This is a genomic window from Clostridium sp. UBA6640 (genome assembly GCF_002455975.1).
Taxonomy (GTDB): domain Bacteria; phylum Bacillota; class Clostridia; order Clostridiales; family Clostridiaceae; genus Clostridium_J.
Map to the genome: position 1 here is coordinate 1 of NZ_DKLM01000113.1, position 17130 is coordinate 17130.

A 17130-nucleotide genomic window follows, 5' to 3' on the forward strand; every position below is an offset into this window, starting at 1 on the left:
TAAAGAAGTCATTAAAATTTAAAATTAATTCACTTAATAATATATTAATTTTTTATTTCTGTTTTAGTTTTTTCTAGATTTTTAGTTGCAGTAGAAAGCATAAGCTTCATTCTATTTAATTGATTTACTTCACTAGCACCAGGGTCATAATCTATTATTGTAATATTTAAATAGGGGTATCTTCTCTTAATTTCCCTAATCATACCTTTTCCTATTACATGATTCGGTAAACAGGCAAAAGGCTGTACACAAACCATATTGTTAATTCCAGCTTCTAATAATTTAACAATTTCCGCCGTTAATAACCATCCTTCTCCAGCTTGATTGCCAAGAGATAAAATGTCGCCTGTTCCTTTTGCTAATTTTTCAATTGTCTCTGGTGGTGTGAATCTTCTACTACTGCTAAGAGCTTTTTTCATTTCACTTATATAAAATTCTATATATTTAATAGCTAATTTACCACCTAATAAGTCTTTTAAACTTCCACCTAACTTCTCATATTTAAACTTCTGATTATAAGCGCAATATAATAGAAAATACATTAAATCCGGTATTATTGCTTCTGCTCCTTCTTTTTCTAATATTTCTATAATATTATTATTTGCTGAGCTATGATACTTTAGGAAAATTTCCCCAACAACTGCTACCTCCGGCTTAACTATATCATTGATTTCCAAACTGTCGAATTCATCTACCATTTGACTTATAATATTTTTAAATTCTTTAAAACTTCCACTAATTATGTTGTTTTTGCATATATCTAACCACTTTAAATAAAGTAAGTTGGTTGAATTTTTTATTTTCTCATAAGGCTTTACTCTATTTATCATTTTCATAAGCAAATCACCATAGGTTACTGCCATTAAACCTTTTTTAACCATTGGCACAGTTATCTTAAATCCTGGGTTATTTTCTATTCCTTGAACACTTAAAGATATAACTGGCACTTTTTCATATCCTGCATCTCTTAATGCTTTTCTTATAAGACTAATATAGTTAGATGCTCTACAAGTACCCCCTGTTTGAGAAATTACTATAGAAGTATTATTTAAGTCATAATCTCCAGACTTAAGCGCACTTATAATTTGACCTATTATTACAATAGCAGGATAGCAAGTATCATTGTTTACATATTTTAATCCTTCTTCTATGGTATGCCTATTAACTGTTGGTAACACTTTTAAATTGTATCCTGAGCTTTTAAAGGCAACCTCCAATAGCTCGAAATGCATTGGAGAAAATTGTGGACAAAGTATTGTATGTTTTTCTCTCATTTCTTTTGTAAATATAGTTTTATCATATATCTTTATATTTTTTAGCTTAGAAACCTGTAATTTGGTTCTATTATCTATGGCAGCTTTAAGAGAACGTATCCTAATTCTAGCTGCACCTAAATTATTAACTTCGTCTATTTTTAGTAATGTATATATTTTCCCACAGCTTTCTAATATCTCTTGTACTTGATCCGTAGCAATTGCATCTAATCCACATCCAAAAGAATTTAATTGGATTAACTCTAGATTTTCTCTATTACCTACAAAATTTGCAGCCCTATATGCTCTTGAATGGTAAGTCCATTGATCAAGTACTCTTAATGGCCTTGAAGTTTTAGCTAAATCAGCTACAGAATCCTCTGTAAAAACTGCCAGCCCTTCTTCTGATATCATATTGGCTATACCATGATTTATCTCTAAATCTAAATGATATGGTCTACCACTTAATACAATGCCTTTTTCACCATTTCTATCTAAGTCCTCTAGAATTTCTAATGCTTTATTTTTTAAATCTTCTTTAACCTTTTTAGCTTCTTCATAAGCTTTATCAACTGCGAGGCTTATTTCTTTTTGCGTTATATTGAAAGCTCTTAATTCATCATATAAATTTTTCTTCATTGACTTTTTATCATTAAAATTTAAGAATGGACTTTTATATATAATCTCCCCACTTCTTAAAAACTCAACATTGTTTTTAATAACTTCTGGATAAGAAATTACTATAGCGCAGTTATAGTGATTATCTGCGGTCTCATCTTCCACTTTTTCGTAAGGAATACATGGATAGAATATAAATTTTAAACCCTTTCTTATAAGATTTACTATATGACCATGAGCAATTTTTGCAGGATAACACAGAGACTCTGAAGGTATTGTATCAATGCCTTCATTATAAACTTTCTTTGTAGAATTTGGAGATAATACTACTCTAAAACCTAATTCTGTAAAGAAAGTGTACCAAAATGGATAGTTTTCATACATATTTAGAACTCTTGGTATTCCTACTTCTCCTCTTTTGGCCTCTTCTATAGTAAGAGGTGTATATCCAAAAATTCTTTTGTATTTATAATCAAATAAATTTGCTGCTTTCTTTTTATTTTTTGTAACACCTGCACACTTCTCACATCTATTACCAGAAATAAATTTTCTACCGTCGGAAAATTTGTTTATAGTAAGCAAACAGTTATTACTACATAATCCACAATGACTAAATTCATTTGCTACTTTAAATTTTTTAAGATCAGATTCTGCTAAAATACTAGAAACTTCATTTTTATTATAATTTTCTCTTGCAATAAGAGCAGCACCAAATGCTCCCATAAGCCCTGCGATATCAGGTCTTATAGCTTCTTTACCTGAAACTTTCTCAAAGGCTCTTAAAACAGCTTCATTATAAAAAGTTCCTCCTTGAACTATAATTTTTTTTCCAAGTTCCTCAGGATTTTTTATTTTTATAACTTTATAAAGAGCATTTTTAATTACAGAATAAGATAATCCAGCAGATATATCTCCAATATTTGCTCCCTCTTTTTGAACCTGCTTAACTTTAGAATTCATGAATACAGTACACCTTGATCCCAAGTCTACTGGACTTTGCGACAATAAGCCTTCAGTTGAAAACTCTTCAATACCCATATTTAAAGATTTTGAAAATGTATCAAGAAAAGATCCACATCCTGATGAGCAAGCTTCATTTAATTGAATAGAGTTTATCACCCCATCTTTTATTTTGATGCACTTCATATCTTGACCTCCTATATCAAGTATAAAGTCCACACCTTTTAAAAAATGCTCTGATGCCTTATAATGTGCTATTGTTTCAACTTCTCCAATATCAATATTTAGAGCCGACTTTATAAGAGCTTCTCCATATCCAGTAACAGTTGCCTTAACAATTTTTATTTTTTCATTAATTTTACTATATATATCTTTTAATATGTTTATGGTGCTTTCTAAGGGGTTTCCCTTATTACTATCATAAAAAGAATATAATATTGCACCTTCATTATCTATCAATATAGCTTTAGTAGTTGTAGAACCAGCATCTATCCCTAGGAAAGCTTCACCTTTATATGTAGTTATATCTCTTCTTTTAGCCTTATAGTTATAATGCCTTTCTCTAAAGCTTTGTAATTCTTGTTCATCTTTAAACAAGGGTTCTAATGTATATGAATTGGATACATTGTTATTATCTAAGCTTTCAACAGACTTTAATAATTGTCCAAAGGTTATAGTTTTCTCTTTTTTAGACTCAATAGCTGTACCAATAGCTACAAATAGCTGTGAGTTTTGTGGAAATAATATTTCTTCCTGTTTTAGATTTAAAGTATCAATAAATCTTTTTCTAAGTTCCGATAAAAAGTACAAAGGCCCTCCTAAAAATGCTACATTCCCCTTTATTGGTTTTCCACAAGCAAGGCCGCTTATAGTTTGATTGACAACAGCTTGAAATATAGATGCAGCTATATCTTCCTTTGTGGCGCCTTCATTTATAAGGGATTGTATATCAGTTTTTGCAAAAACTCCACATCTTGCAGCAATTGGATAAATAATCTTATAATTTTTAGCTAATTCATTTAATCCTTGAGCATCAGTTTCAAGTAATGTAGCCATTTGGTCTATAAAAGCTCCTGTGCCACCAGCACAAACTCCATTCATACGTTGCTCTAAACTACCTTCAAAATATGTTATTTTTGCATCTTCTCCACCTAATTCTATTGCTACATCAGAAGTATCTATAAAAACTTCGATTGCTTTTGTGCAAGCAATAACCTCTTGAATAAAGGATAATCCTAAATTCTTTGAAAGTGATAATCCACTAGATCCTGTCATCATTGCTGTAATATTATAATCTTTATATTTATTAAAAGCTTCTTTTATAAGCAAAGCTGTAGTTTCTTTTATATTAGAGTAGTGCCTCTCATATTTACTATAAATAATATTATCCTTCATATCTAATAATACAAGCTTAATAGTAGTTGATCCTACATCGATTCCTAAATGTAATATTTCTTTCATAAAATTCTCGCTCCAGTACTATTATTTTGATGTCATTAATATCATGAATAATATTCATAATATATGGGCATCATTTTATGATTTTACCCTTTTTGATACATAATATACTTATGTTTTATTCTCTACTCTATATATCATGGGCAAAAAGCAAAAATAAAGCCATTTGCATAATACAAATGGCTTTATTTTATAATCTTGGAAGTAAAGTTTTTCCTAATATAGTTACAAAATTTACATCATCTAAAGCAAATTCCTTTTTTCTTGTTGAAACAGATAAATATAAAATTGCTCTAACTTTGTCATTTTTTATAATAGGTGAAACAATCACTGATTTCCAATTTGGCATAGAACTTAAAGAGTCCTGTTCATTGATATTATCCCAATCTATAGTACAAATATTACTCTTACTAGCTATAACATCTCTTACTAAGTTTTCATTATATTTTTCAGGCTTCATCCATTCTTTATCAAATGCTCTTCTTCCATAGATATCTCTTATTTCGTTATCATCTACTAGGAATATAATTCCATCATCTGATTCTGTTGATTCTATAATTCTTCCTAATGCATTATAGAGCATTTCTTCTCTTTCTTTACTTGCTCCAACAATTTCAATAAGCCCAATCATGGTAGAAACATTTCTAAAATCTTGATTTATATTACCAGAAATAATTCCTGTAAGTTTATTTGTTGGATTCAATTTACCTCTATATTTTTCACTCCATACTGCTGATCTATTTCTACCTGTATTTTTAGCAATATATAGAGCTTGATCTACCTTTTCTATTAATTCGTCATACTGAGTAGCGTGTTCTGGAAAAGTAGCTACACCTAAGCTTATGGTAACATCTCGTTTGCCCTTTAATATATTTCTCTTATGGATTTTATCACGAATTTTTTCTGCAACTGTATAAGCTCCATACATATCTGTTTCTGGAAGAATTACTATAAATTCTTCTCCTCCATATCTTCCACATATATCCGTTTCCCTGATATTCTCTAGTATAATATCACATATTTCTTTTAATACTAAATCTCCTGTTCTATGGCCAAACCTATCATTTATATCTTTAAATAGATCTATATCAATCATAAGAATAGAAAAACTAGAATTGTATTCATTGCAATATTCTAATTGATTGTTAATTGCTTTTTCTAGATACTTTCTAGTGAGGGTAGAGGTTAATTTATCTTTAGTAGAGCTGATTTGAGTATTATACTTATCAAGTATAATACCTAATATCTTAGTAATTTTTAAACATTCTTTTAAGCTATTTTCATTAATATTATTTAATATTCTCTCAGATTCTAGATAAATATATCCTATCGTATTATCTATATAATGTATGTCAGAATTTCTTTTTAAAATTTTAATTCCTTTATCGCTTTTACCATCCATTATTATTGGAATACACATACTTGATTTAATGGATGAACTAGTTATTTTGCAAGATGTAAGGGTAAATCTTTCTATAAAATCATCTTTAACAATAAGCGGTTTTCTCATATCCCTCACCCTATTAAATATAGTTAAATCTTTAGGTAATTGTTTATTACTATTACTACTTGCTAAAATTTCAAATTTTCTGTCATTTTCAACTACTATTATTGCTCTACTAGATATAGTTAAATAACATAAATATTGACCTATTATTTCCATATTATTTATGCTATTTGTTGTTAAATGTTCAAAAACATCTGTTATATCCTGTATTTTTGTAGGTAATGATAAAGAATTTAGTTCTCTTAAAGAATCTATAATAAAATTACTCTTTATAATTTCATTACAATTTAATAATTTGAATAACTCTTCTACATCATTCTCTGTATTAACTTCAATTTTGTTCTTATCAATATCTATAGTATTTTTCCCATATTTATAGCAATCAACTATATACTTAAATCTTTCAAATGGTAATACCATATTATTGCACGTAATAAAACCTACTCTAAAATCTTTAGGTATTTGTAATGCTAAATCTATAATTACTCCACAAGTTTCAAAATAATAGATTGCTGCATAAGAAAATTCTTTTTTATTATAAAAATAATCTGCTATAGTTAAATAAACTATCCATAATAAATAATTTTGTTCTTCTTCCTTACAATTATTTAAAACATCAAATAAGCTTTCTAAATTAACATTATCATATAATACTGTCTTAAGAAAAATCACTCTTGTAATATTTCTATAGGATTTAATTTCATTTTCTATTGGTTCAATTAGACTTAACAATCTCTTAGACAATTTAATATTGTTTTTCAAATAAAAATTTGTTGCTGAAATACATATTATTGAAGCAACAGTATCTTTATTAGTAAATTTATTAGATATTTCTTCTAATTCTTTAAACAATTTATCTATATCTTCATATTTATTTTGCTCAAGCTTAAAAATTAAATTTAAAAGCTCAATTTCAAATCTAAATATTACATCAGAATTATTATAAGAATCCAAAGCTTTTTTCATATAATTTTCTGCTGTGTATATCTCTCCACAAATATAGTGAATTCTATATCCTAAAAGATAAAATTGTCCTGCATCTCTTTCTGTTACATTGTACTCATCAATATACTCCTTGCTTAGTAAATAATATTTATAAGCTTCGCTATATCTTCCAAATTTATATAGTATATTTCCTAAATAAGTATTACAATAAAACTCTATAGAAGGATAATCATACTTTTTAGCTTTTTCTGATGCTAAAATATAATTATCATAGGCATCATTATATTGATTTAAACTATAATGAACAAAAGCTATATTTATTAATGCTATTATCTCATCATATACTAAATTATTTTCCTTACTTAGATTATATACTGTATTAAAGTGCTCAAAAGCTTTATCTGTATCCTCATAATAATCACTATATATAACTCCAATATTATTAAGTATCCTTATTTTTTCTTTATAATTTTCATCATTACACAATGCTAAACATTCAGTAAGCATTTGTAATGCTTCTTTTATTTCATTTGTATATATAAATATGCTGCATATTATACTATAAAATTTAAATCTATACTCTGAATTTTTTTCATCACATTTTTGTAATGTCTCTATACAAATATTATAAGACTCTTTATATTTTCTTTCTGATAAGTACATAGAGGCCAGTATAAAATTATATGCTATTAAGCCCTCTTCATAATTTATTTTACTTAAGATTTCTTTTGCTTTTTCTTCATATATCTTAGCTTCTTTTATATAATTTCTTTCAATATATATCTCTAATATATTAATTAAGGCATCCACTACTTCCTCATAACAACGTTCTTTTTCCCCTAAGGCCACTGCATCTTTAAAATATTCTAAAGCAGTGCTTCGCTCATCTTCTTGGACATATAAACTCCCTATATTTAACATCACATTTAATATGCACTTACTATTGTTTCCGACACCTTTTAAATAATGTAATATTTTAAGAAAATTACTTATAGCATCTTTTTTATTGTTTAGCATTAGCATTGTCTCTGCGTTTTTATTATAATAATTTATTAATTTTAGTTGGTCTTCTGCTCCTTCTAAATGATAAATAAGCTCCTCTAAGTATTCATTTCCTCCTTCTAAATAATATTTTTCTAACATCTCTGCTGCCAATTTATGCTTATCCTTTTTCTCCTGCTTATTTATTCTCTCGTTAATATATATTTTTAGAAACTTATTATAGAAATCAAAAACAAAACCTCTATCTTCAATCTTCTTACATAATACTCCTTTAGATATTAAATCATCTATAAATTTTTGAAGTTTATTAAGGTCTATATCTACAAAAATACTTATCATCTCTAAAGAAGTTGCTTTATCAAATATAGAAATTACTGAAAGAATTTCATAAGTTATTTTATCAAACTCATTTATTTGGCTCTCTAGTGCTTCATGCATATTTTTAGGAAATTGAAGATTTTCAAAATCATATTTTTTATACCATTTTCCGCTACTATCATTTATATATATATATTTCCGAAAAAAAATATCCTTTAATAATTCTTCTATAAATAAGGGATTCCCACTAGTATTTTTATAAATTAACTCAGTAAAGTTCTCAGGTATATGCTGCATACATAATATATCCTTAATCATAGTACCTACTTCATCAATATTAAGCTCTTTAAGTATAACTTCTAATCTTATATCTTCTTTTATTTTATATATAAATTCTATGAATTTTTTATTTTTTAGGCACTCACCATCACAATAAGTAAATATCAACATTAACTTATTATTCTTATTACATTTGCTAAAATTATAAAGAATAAATTCTAAGATAAAATCATCTGCACAGTGTAAGTTATCGATTAATATTATTATAGGCTTATCCCAGAATACCTCTTCAATAAAATTACTGATATTATTTATAACTCTAAATTTTTCTTTAGCTCCTATTAAAGTTTCTATAGGTGTTATATCTATATCATCTTCTATTTCTGGAACAAATTTTGCAATATCGTAGGCATATTTATTTATAGTTTCTTGTTTTGCCTTTGAAACAACCTTTCGTATAAATTCACTAAAAACTTTCTCACTACTTTTACAATCTATTTTTTTATCTAAGGTACTATAAACATTTGTGTTCTTTAACTTTAATAAATATTCTAAATGCTTTAAAAATCTAGTTTTCCCTATACCTGTTTCTCCATGTATAGTAACTACTTTATTTAGCATTTCATACTTAATTAAAGAATCATAAATATTTATTATAGATTTTATTTCTTCTTTACGTCCTACTAATTTATTATTAAAATTTAATTTTTCAAGCAGTTCTTTTTTATAAGGTTTATAGCTTGTATCAAATTTATTATTGATGTCTACTATAATATCTGTTATGCTATCATATCTTTCTTTAGGGTCAAACTTTATCATTTTTTTAATAATACTATAAAATTTTTTATCAAATTTGTTTATAGCTTCATAATCTTCATAAAGATAATTGTTTATGCTTTTAATAACATCACTAATACTTTTATTGCTTAAGTTATGATCATCATTTTGTAAGTATAATATTAGTAAAAACACACCTAAAGAATAAATTTGAGATTTTATTGTATATTCTCCTTTGTTTATATTCTCTGGAGCTTTGAATAAATTTTCCTTTGTGAGATCTTCTGTAAACTCATATTTTTTTAATTCAATAGTAATTAAATCTTTTAATTTTATAATATTGTTTTCACTATCATAATAAACACTATCCCCATTTAAATGTTCATAAATATATCCTTGTATATTTAGATAGTTTAAAAGCTGACATAGAGCAGCAAAAACATCGATTACTTTTTCTTTGGTGTCATGTAAATCAATAAGTTTATCTTCTTTATCCATTAATTCAATAGTATAATAGTACATTTTATTATAAACTTGTTTATTATCAATCATGTCTACTAATCCAAACTCAAATACGGAAAACAATCCCACCTTATTAATACTACCTAAATTTGAACAATTATCTATACAAAAATCAATAAATTTTTTTGGAATGTGTTTTGAATTAAGAATGTTAAGTTGTACTATTTTCGAGTTATTTAATATATCTACTGCCTTATAAGAAGAATATAGCCTGCTTTGCTTTTTGTGTTCAATTACTCTATATCTATTGTTTAAAATTTCCACCCTTAATTACACCCCTCTTTCAATACCCCTCACTAAACATCTACCACAATTATATCAAAATAAAACATTTTTTTAAATATTTACCATTTATATCTAAATAAATTGTTTAAAAATAGAGTAGACACTCTAATATAGATATTATGCTTTAAAATAATTATGATCTACTATACTTCTTCTTAAAAATTGCTACTAAATTAAAAAATGAGAAATTTAAAAATAAGTTTTTAATTATATTAATTTAGTACCGCTTTCGTTTAGAAATCACATTATTTTAAAACATAATGAAAATACAAGTATCTACTCAAATTTTTATGTCAAGATTTCATATCCATTTTCAGTAACTCTTATAGTATGCTCCCACTGAGCAGATAATGAGTTATCTTTTGTAACTGCAGTCCAATTATCTTCAAGTATTACAACCTCAGGCTTTCCTATGTTAATCATAGGTTCAATAGTTAAAGTCATGTTTGGAAGTAGTATCATACCTTCGCCTGGTCTTCCTATATGGGCTACAAAAGGTTCTTCATGAAACTCCACTCCTACTCCATGGCCGCCAAAATCATATACTACAGAATATCCATGGCTTTCAGCATGTTTTTGAATAGCATGCCCTATATCTCCAATAGTCTTATAAGGTTTAACTTGCTCTATTCCTATTTCTAAACACTCTTTTGCAACTTTTACAAGATTTTTAGCTTCTTCTGATGCTTCCCCTATAATATACATTCTACTTGCATCTCCATAATATCCATCTAAAATAGAAGTAACATCTACATTAACAATGTCCCCATCCTTTAATATAGTTTTTTCATCTGGAATACCATGGCATACTACATTATCTATAGAAACGCACGTACTTTTAGGATATCCATGATATCCTAATGTAGCAGGGTATCCTCCATGTGAAATTGTATATTCATGTATCCATGTATTAATTTCTTCTGTACTAATACCTGATTTTATTTTCTCACCTACCATATCTAATATATCCCTAGTAAGCTTACCTGCCTTTCTAATTCCATCTATTTGTTCTTCACTTTTCATGATATCTCTAGGTATTGTATATCCCACTTTAAGCTCTAATTTTTCTAAAAATTCATCCTGACTCATATGACATTTTTTATATTTTTTTCCACTTCCGCACCAACAAATATCATTTCTATTAAATTTGTTCATTTTTTTTCCTCCTAATTATAGAAAATAAGGTAGCTTAACCTTATTATTATAAAGCTTATCTATGTTAAATGTATTTAAATACAATATAAATATTTGGATTTATAATACATAAATTATATTATAGTTTTAATATTTTATTACTCAACTATTCCTAAATGACTTATTATAATAAATGTAATACAATTTTTAAAATAAAAATTAGTTATTAATATATATAACTTGAAACTTATTTTTCACTCACTATGTAAATTTAAAATTAATAAGAAATTTTAAAAAATATATCAATATACTTACTAAGTTTGAAGTTTAAATAAAGCTAAGGAAACTCCTTAGCCCTACTTTAGATATCTTTTTAAAAATAACTAATCAATATACTATACCTATTTTATAATATTTACTCAATATGATAGATATATATATACCTAGTTTCTTTATTTTGTAATAACTTTAAATAATCATATAAGGACACATTCTTTCTGTTTACACTATGTTGTGATTTAAATAAATCATTTTGACCAAGAACTAAATTATATTCTTTTGCATGTATAACTTGAGAGTGATACGGATGATTATAATTCTCAGGATCTCCATATTGAACTACATCCCCTATTTCAAGAAAATCATATAATGAATTAAAGTTATTCAGTGCTTCTAATACTGTCATTTTTTTAAATACCCTAGCAGCATTTTGACCAAATCCATCTTCATTACCCCAGTATCGCTTAAAATATCTTGCACTTCTCCAGCTCAAAGATATTTTTTTTAATTGTTTTTCATCATTTGTATAACAAAACCAACTTTGATAGCTGCCATAATCTTGACCTATATTTTTCATACCACCTGCTACTAAAACTTGTGATACAAAATTTGTGCAGTCATCGCCTTTAAATAAAGGATATTTATTATTAGGACTTTCTGCATGCATCTCAGCATAAGTTTTTGCAGCCTCTCTATTATACTTTCCAGCTCTCTTGTTGCTTTTTTTATCATTAAGTAGAGGGTTAATTATGTTTTCCTTAATTTCGCGTGCCATATTTCTAAAACTCAAATTACCACCTACTTATTATTCCTATTATTAATTATATACGCAACTATATATAATTTGTTAACTAATATTTTCTATACTAAACTTTTTCTCTTAATTTTCCCATGAAAAATAATCCAACCATATCTGGTCCTGTATGACTAGTAATTATAGTTCCTTCTTCATTAGTTATTACTTTTTCCACATTATCAAATTTTCTTATTGCTTCTTCTAGAAGCTTTCCATCTTCATAATTATCTCCATAACTTATAGCCACAGTTATTTTTTCATCAGGATTTATATTATCTTTAAATTTTTCAACTAATGTAGCTATTGCCTTTTTTGTTCCTCTTGCCTTTGAATAGCTTACTATTCGTCCCTCGTGATTTACATACAGTATAGGTTTAACATTTAAAAGACTTCCTACCACAGCTGCTGAACTTGATATTCTTCCTCCTCTTTTTAAATGTGATAAATCATTTACTGTAAAGAATGCATGAGTTCTATTTTTTGCTTCTTCTAAAAAATCTACAATTTCATCTTTAGTTTTTCCTTGCTTCATCATTTCATAAGCATAGTATCCTAGCAATCCCTCTCCTAAACTAGCAGACATTGAATCTATAACAGATATATCAGCACTCGGATATTCTTCTTTTATATTTTCTACAGCCATTCTAGCACTATTAACAGTACCCGATAACATTCCACCTAAAGATATATAGATTATAGACTTGCCTTCTTTAACTAAAGGTTTAAAAGCCTCCTCAAATCTAAAACTATTTATTTGAGATGTTGTAGGCATTTCTCCTGATTTTAATGCTTCATAAAACTCCTTACGATTAAACTTTTCACCAAAGTCATCTATTACATCTTTGCCTTGATAGCTACAATTAATTCCTATACCTATGACATTTTCTTGCTTTATAAAGTCAAGAGTTACAGTACTTGCAGAGTCTATTATTAAAACTATATTTTTATTCATCTTATCATCCCTTCCATAAAGCCTAACCGCTTTCAATGATTACTATTTTTAAATTTTAAGTGTCTAAAACAAAATAGTTGCTCAAAAACTCAACGAATATTTTATATGAGACAAATGACAACTTCTTCTAAAGTAATATGGTACAAAGTAAATTGTCATGCTAATGAATTATTTTTTCAAAATATCTCATTATAATTTTATCAAAATTTATTATCTTATTATAATATAAATTATCAATTATAATCTAAAATTAATAATTATAATCTAAAATTAATATTGATCATTTCTATCATTCGTTATTTTATTATTACAATTTATATAAAGTGTGTAAAGTAAAATAGCTATTCAAAAATAATATAGTATAAAACATACCATCTAATTATCTTCTTTATCATATTTAAGTTGAATATAGTAATATGTTATACCTATAATTAGATATTTAACCTAAAAATTCCTTTAAAAATAATAAAAAGCATAAAATATCTTAAAACTTAAGATATTTTATGCTTTTTAAGCATTTTAAGAAATAATAAAGTAAAAATGTTAATATATTTTATATTAAATAAAGTCGTAACTTCCTCTCCTATGTCATTGTGGAAGTCTTTTCTAAATGTAATGCAATTGTACAATATATACTATCGTGCTAACTTATCATTTCTATATGTTTTAATATTTATTCAATAACTTTTCCTATTTTTCTAAACTTATAATATCTTTGTGTTAATAATGCTTCCATCGGCTCTTTTTTTAATCTAAATATTGTTTCCTCTAAATGTTTAGATATGCTGTTAGACATTTCTTCTATATCTTTATGTGCACCGCCTATTGGCTCCTTAATTATTCTATCTATAATTCCAAAGTTTAATAAATGTTCTGATGTTATTTTCATATCTTCAGCAGCTTCCTTTGCTTTTGAAGCATCCTTATAAAGAATACTTGCAAATCCTTCTGGAGATAGTATTGAATATATGGCATGTTCTAGCATCCATACTTCATCTGCTACTGCCATAGCTAATGCTCCGCCGCTTCCACCTTCTCCTATAACTATCGATATTATAGGTACTTTTAGGCTGGACATCTCCATAAGGTTCTTTGCAATAGCCTCTCCTTGGCCTCTTTCTTCTGCACCTACACCACAAAAAGCACCAGGCGTATCTATAAAACATATAACAGGTCTTTTAAACTTTTCTGCTTGTTTCATAAGCCTTAATGCCTTCCTATATCCTTCAGCATTAGGCATTCCAAAGTTTCTCATTATATTTTCTTTAGTATTTTTTCCTTTTTGAATTCCTATTATTGTAACAGGGGTCCCTTTAAAATCGGCAATTCCACCTACAATAGCAGGATCATCTCCAAAATATCTATCTCCATGAAGCTCTATAAAATCTTTAAATACTCTTTCTATATAATCGAGAGCAGTAGGTCTTTCTACTAATCTAGCTATACTAACCTTATCCCAAGAAGTAAGGTTTTTATAGGCTTCTTTTTGCATTTTATAAAGCTTAATTTCCAACTCTTGTATATCATTATCTAAATTCATATCATTCTCAGCAGCTTGTTTTTTTAATTCCATTATATTATTTTTAAGTTCATATAATCTTTTTTCAAACTCTAATGGTGCCATAAAATTCACTCCTGTTTTATCACTGATTAATTATAAATTGTGATATTTTAAAAGCTTTGATAATGTTTCTTTTAATTCGTCTCTTCTTACCACTTTATCAATAAAACCTTTTTTTAATAAAAATTCAGCCCTTTGAAAATCATCTGGTAATTCTTCTTTAATGGTTTGCTCAATTACTCTTCTCCCTGCAAAACCAATTAATGCATTAGGTTCAGATAGTATTATATCACCAAGCATTGCAAAGCTAGCAGTTACTCCTCCTGTTGTTGGATCCGTAAGTACGGTAATATATAAGTTGCCATCTTCGTTATGCTTTGCTATAGTTGCTGAGGTTTTTGCCATCTGCATAAGAGAATATATTCCCTCTTGCATTCTAGCACCACCTGAAGCTGTAAATATTATTATAGGCTTTTTACCTTTTGTAGCGTTTTCAATAGCCCTTGCAATCTTTTCTCCTACTACAGATCCCATACTTCCCATCATAAATCTACTATCCATAACTCCAATTACGATATCAATACCATTAATCTTTCCTTCTCCTGTAACTACAGCTTCTTCCATATTTGTAGACTCTTTAAGTGAGGTAATTTTATCCTCATATCCTTTAAAATTAAGAGGATTTGAAGATGTCATATATTTATCATATTCTATAAAAGTACCATTATCTATAATTTGAGAAATTCTCTCTCTTGCACTTATTCTAAAATGATGACCACAACTATCACAAACCATGTAGTTATTTTTTAAATCTCCTTTATAAAGCGCCTTACCACAATGGTTGCATTTTATCCATAAGCCATTAGGTATATTAGGTTTACTTTGATTATCTTCATATTTAGACGAATTACCCTCAGTATTCTCCATCTTTAATTGAATATATTTATTCTTCTTAAAAAACTTATTAAACTCAAACATTGAGTTACCCCCTTTTAAGAGTTATAACCTAGTTCACTAGTAATAAAGCTAGTATCAAAGTCTCCACTTAAAAATTTAGGGTTACTTAAAATTTCTAATTGAAACCCTATATTAGTAGTAACTCCATCAATTATAAATTCTCCTAACGCTCTTTTCATCCTACTTATTGCTTCTTCCCTTGTTCTTCCATGTACAATAAGCTTTGCAATCATAGAATCGTAAGTAGGTGGTATAATATATCCTTGATATACTGAACTGTCTACCCTTACCCCTAACCCTCCTGGCAAATGAAGATAATTTATTTGCCCAGGACATGGCATAAAGTTTTTACTTGGGTTTTCTGCATTTATTCTACATTCAATAGCATGACCATTTAAATTTATATCTTCTTGAGTAAATACTAAACTCTCTCCATAAGCTATTTTTATTTGTTCCTTTATTAAATCTATTCCTGTAATCATTTCTGTTATAGGATGTTCAACCTGTATTCTAGTATTCATCTCCATAAAATAATAGCTTCCATGCTTATCTAATAGAAATTCAATGGTGCCTGCATTTTTATATCCAATACTTTTAGCTGCTTTTACTGCTACTTCTCCCATTGACATTCTCAATTCTTCGGAAATAGCAGGGCCCGGAGCTTCTTCCATAACCTTTTGATTTCTTCTTTGTATTGAGCAATCTCTTTCGCCAAGATAGATAGTATTTCCATAATTATCTGCAAGTATTTGTATTTCTATATGCCTTGGCTTTTCAATAAATTTTTCAATATACATAGAATCGTCCCCAAAAGCAGTCTTTGCCTCTGTTTTAGCAGTCTCAAAGGAAGATATTAGTTCTTCTTCATCTCTTACAATTCTTATTCCTCTTCCTCCACCACCTGCTGATGCCTTTATCATAACAGGATATCCTATTTTTCTTGATATTTCTAAAGCACTCTGAGAATTTTCCACTATTCCATCAGAACCAGGTACTATAGGAACATTGGCATTAATCATCATTTCTCTAGCCTTTGCTTTATTTCCCATATTCTCTATATTTTCAAAACTTGGTCCTATAAATGTTATATTACATTCCTCGCACATCTTTGCAAATTTACTATTTTCCGATAAAAATCCAAATCCGGGATGAATAGCTTCTGCTCCTGTTAATACTGTAGCACTTAATATATTTTCTTCATTTAAATAACTATCTTTAGATTTAGCAGGTCCTATACAAATTGCTTCATCTGCTAATTGAGTATGAAGTGCATCCACATCTATTTCAGAATAAACTGCTACAGTTTTTATGCCCATTTCTCTGCAAGCTCTAATAATTCTAACAGCTATTTCACCTCTATTTGCTATCAATATTTTTTTAAACATAACCGTACCTTCCCTAATTTAGGCATGTGAAAAAATATGCCTAAGTAATATTTAAAATTTAACTTTCTATAAAATTAAAATATAAGTTCCATTATAGATAAACTATCGCAAAAATTAATTACCTATCGCAAAAGTTAACTCT

8 protein-coding genes are annotated in these 17130 nt (G+C 27.6%); all 8 read right to left on the bottom strand.

Annotation, left to right across the window (positions count from 1 at the left end; translation table 11 throughout):
- Positions 1 to 44: 44 nt before the first annotated feature.
- The 8 genes from B2W91_RS12400 to B2W91_RS12435 all read right to left on the bottom strand — a co-directional run bounded on the left by B2W91_RS12400 (position 45) and on the right by B2W91_RS12435 (position 16988).
- Complete coding sequence (locus B2W91_RS12400) at positions 45 to 4292, bottom strand: 2-hydroxyacyl-CoA dehydratase (protein WP_291581387.1); 4248 nt, start codon at positions 4290 to 4292, stop codon at positions 45 to 47.
- Between the two features lie 187 nt (positions 4293 to 4479).
- Positions 4480 to 9903 (bottom strand): diguanylate cyclase, encoded by a 5424-nt coding sequence (locus B2W91_RS12405; protein WP_291581388.1) that lies wholly within the window; start codon positions 9901 to 9903, stop codon positions 4480 to 4482.
- 309 nt (positions 9904 to 10212) lie between these two features.
- Positions 10213 to 11079: a methionyl aminopeptidase gene (locus B2W91_RS12410; RefSeq protein WP_291581389.1), complete on the bottom strand. Its 867-nt coding sequence runs from the start codon at positions 11077 to 11079 to the stop codon at positions 10213 to 10215.
- A gap of 394 nt (positions 11080 to 11473) precedes the next feature.
- On the bottom strand, positions 11474 to 12127 hold the full coding sequence (locus tag B2W91_RS12415) for an amidase domain-containing protein (protein WP_291581390.1): 654 nt from the start codon (positions 12125 to 12127) through the stop codon (positions 11474 to 11476).
- Positions 12128 to 12203: 76 nt separating this feature from the next.
- Positions 12204 to 13085 (bottom strand): DegV family protein, encoded by an 882-nt coding sequence (locus B2W91_RS12420; RefSeq protein ID WP_291581391.1) that lies wholly within the window; start codon positions 13083 to 13085, stop codon positions 12204 to 12206.
- A gap of 673 nt (positions 13086 to 13758) precedes the next feature.
- Positions 13759 to 14709: an acetyl-CoA carboxylase carboxyltransferase subunit alpha gene (locus B2W91_RS12425; protein ID WP_291581393.1), complete on the bottom strand. Its 951-nt coding sequence runs from the start codon at positions 14707 to 14709 to the stop codon at positions 13759 to 13761.
- A gap of 30 nt (positions 14710 to 14739) precedes the next feature.
- Entirely contained in the window at positions 14740 to 15624 is an 885-nt protein-coding gene (gene accD, locus B2W91_RS12430; RefSeq protein ID WP_291581394.1) for an acetyl-CoA carboxylase, carboxyltransferase subunit beta, read from the bottom strand.
- Positions 15625 to 15638: 14 nt separating this feature from the next.
- Positions 15639 to 16988, bottom strand: a complete 1350-nt coding sequence (locus B2W91_RS12435; RefSeq protein ID WP_291581395.1) for an acetyl-CoA carboxylase biotin carboxylase subunit — start codon at positions 16986 to 16988, stop codon at positions 15639 to 15641.
- Positions 16989 to 17130 lie beyond the last annotated feature (142 nt).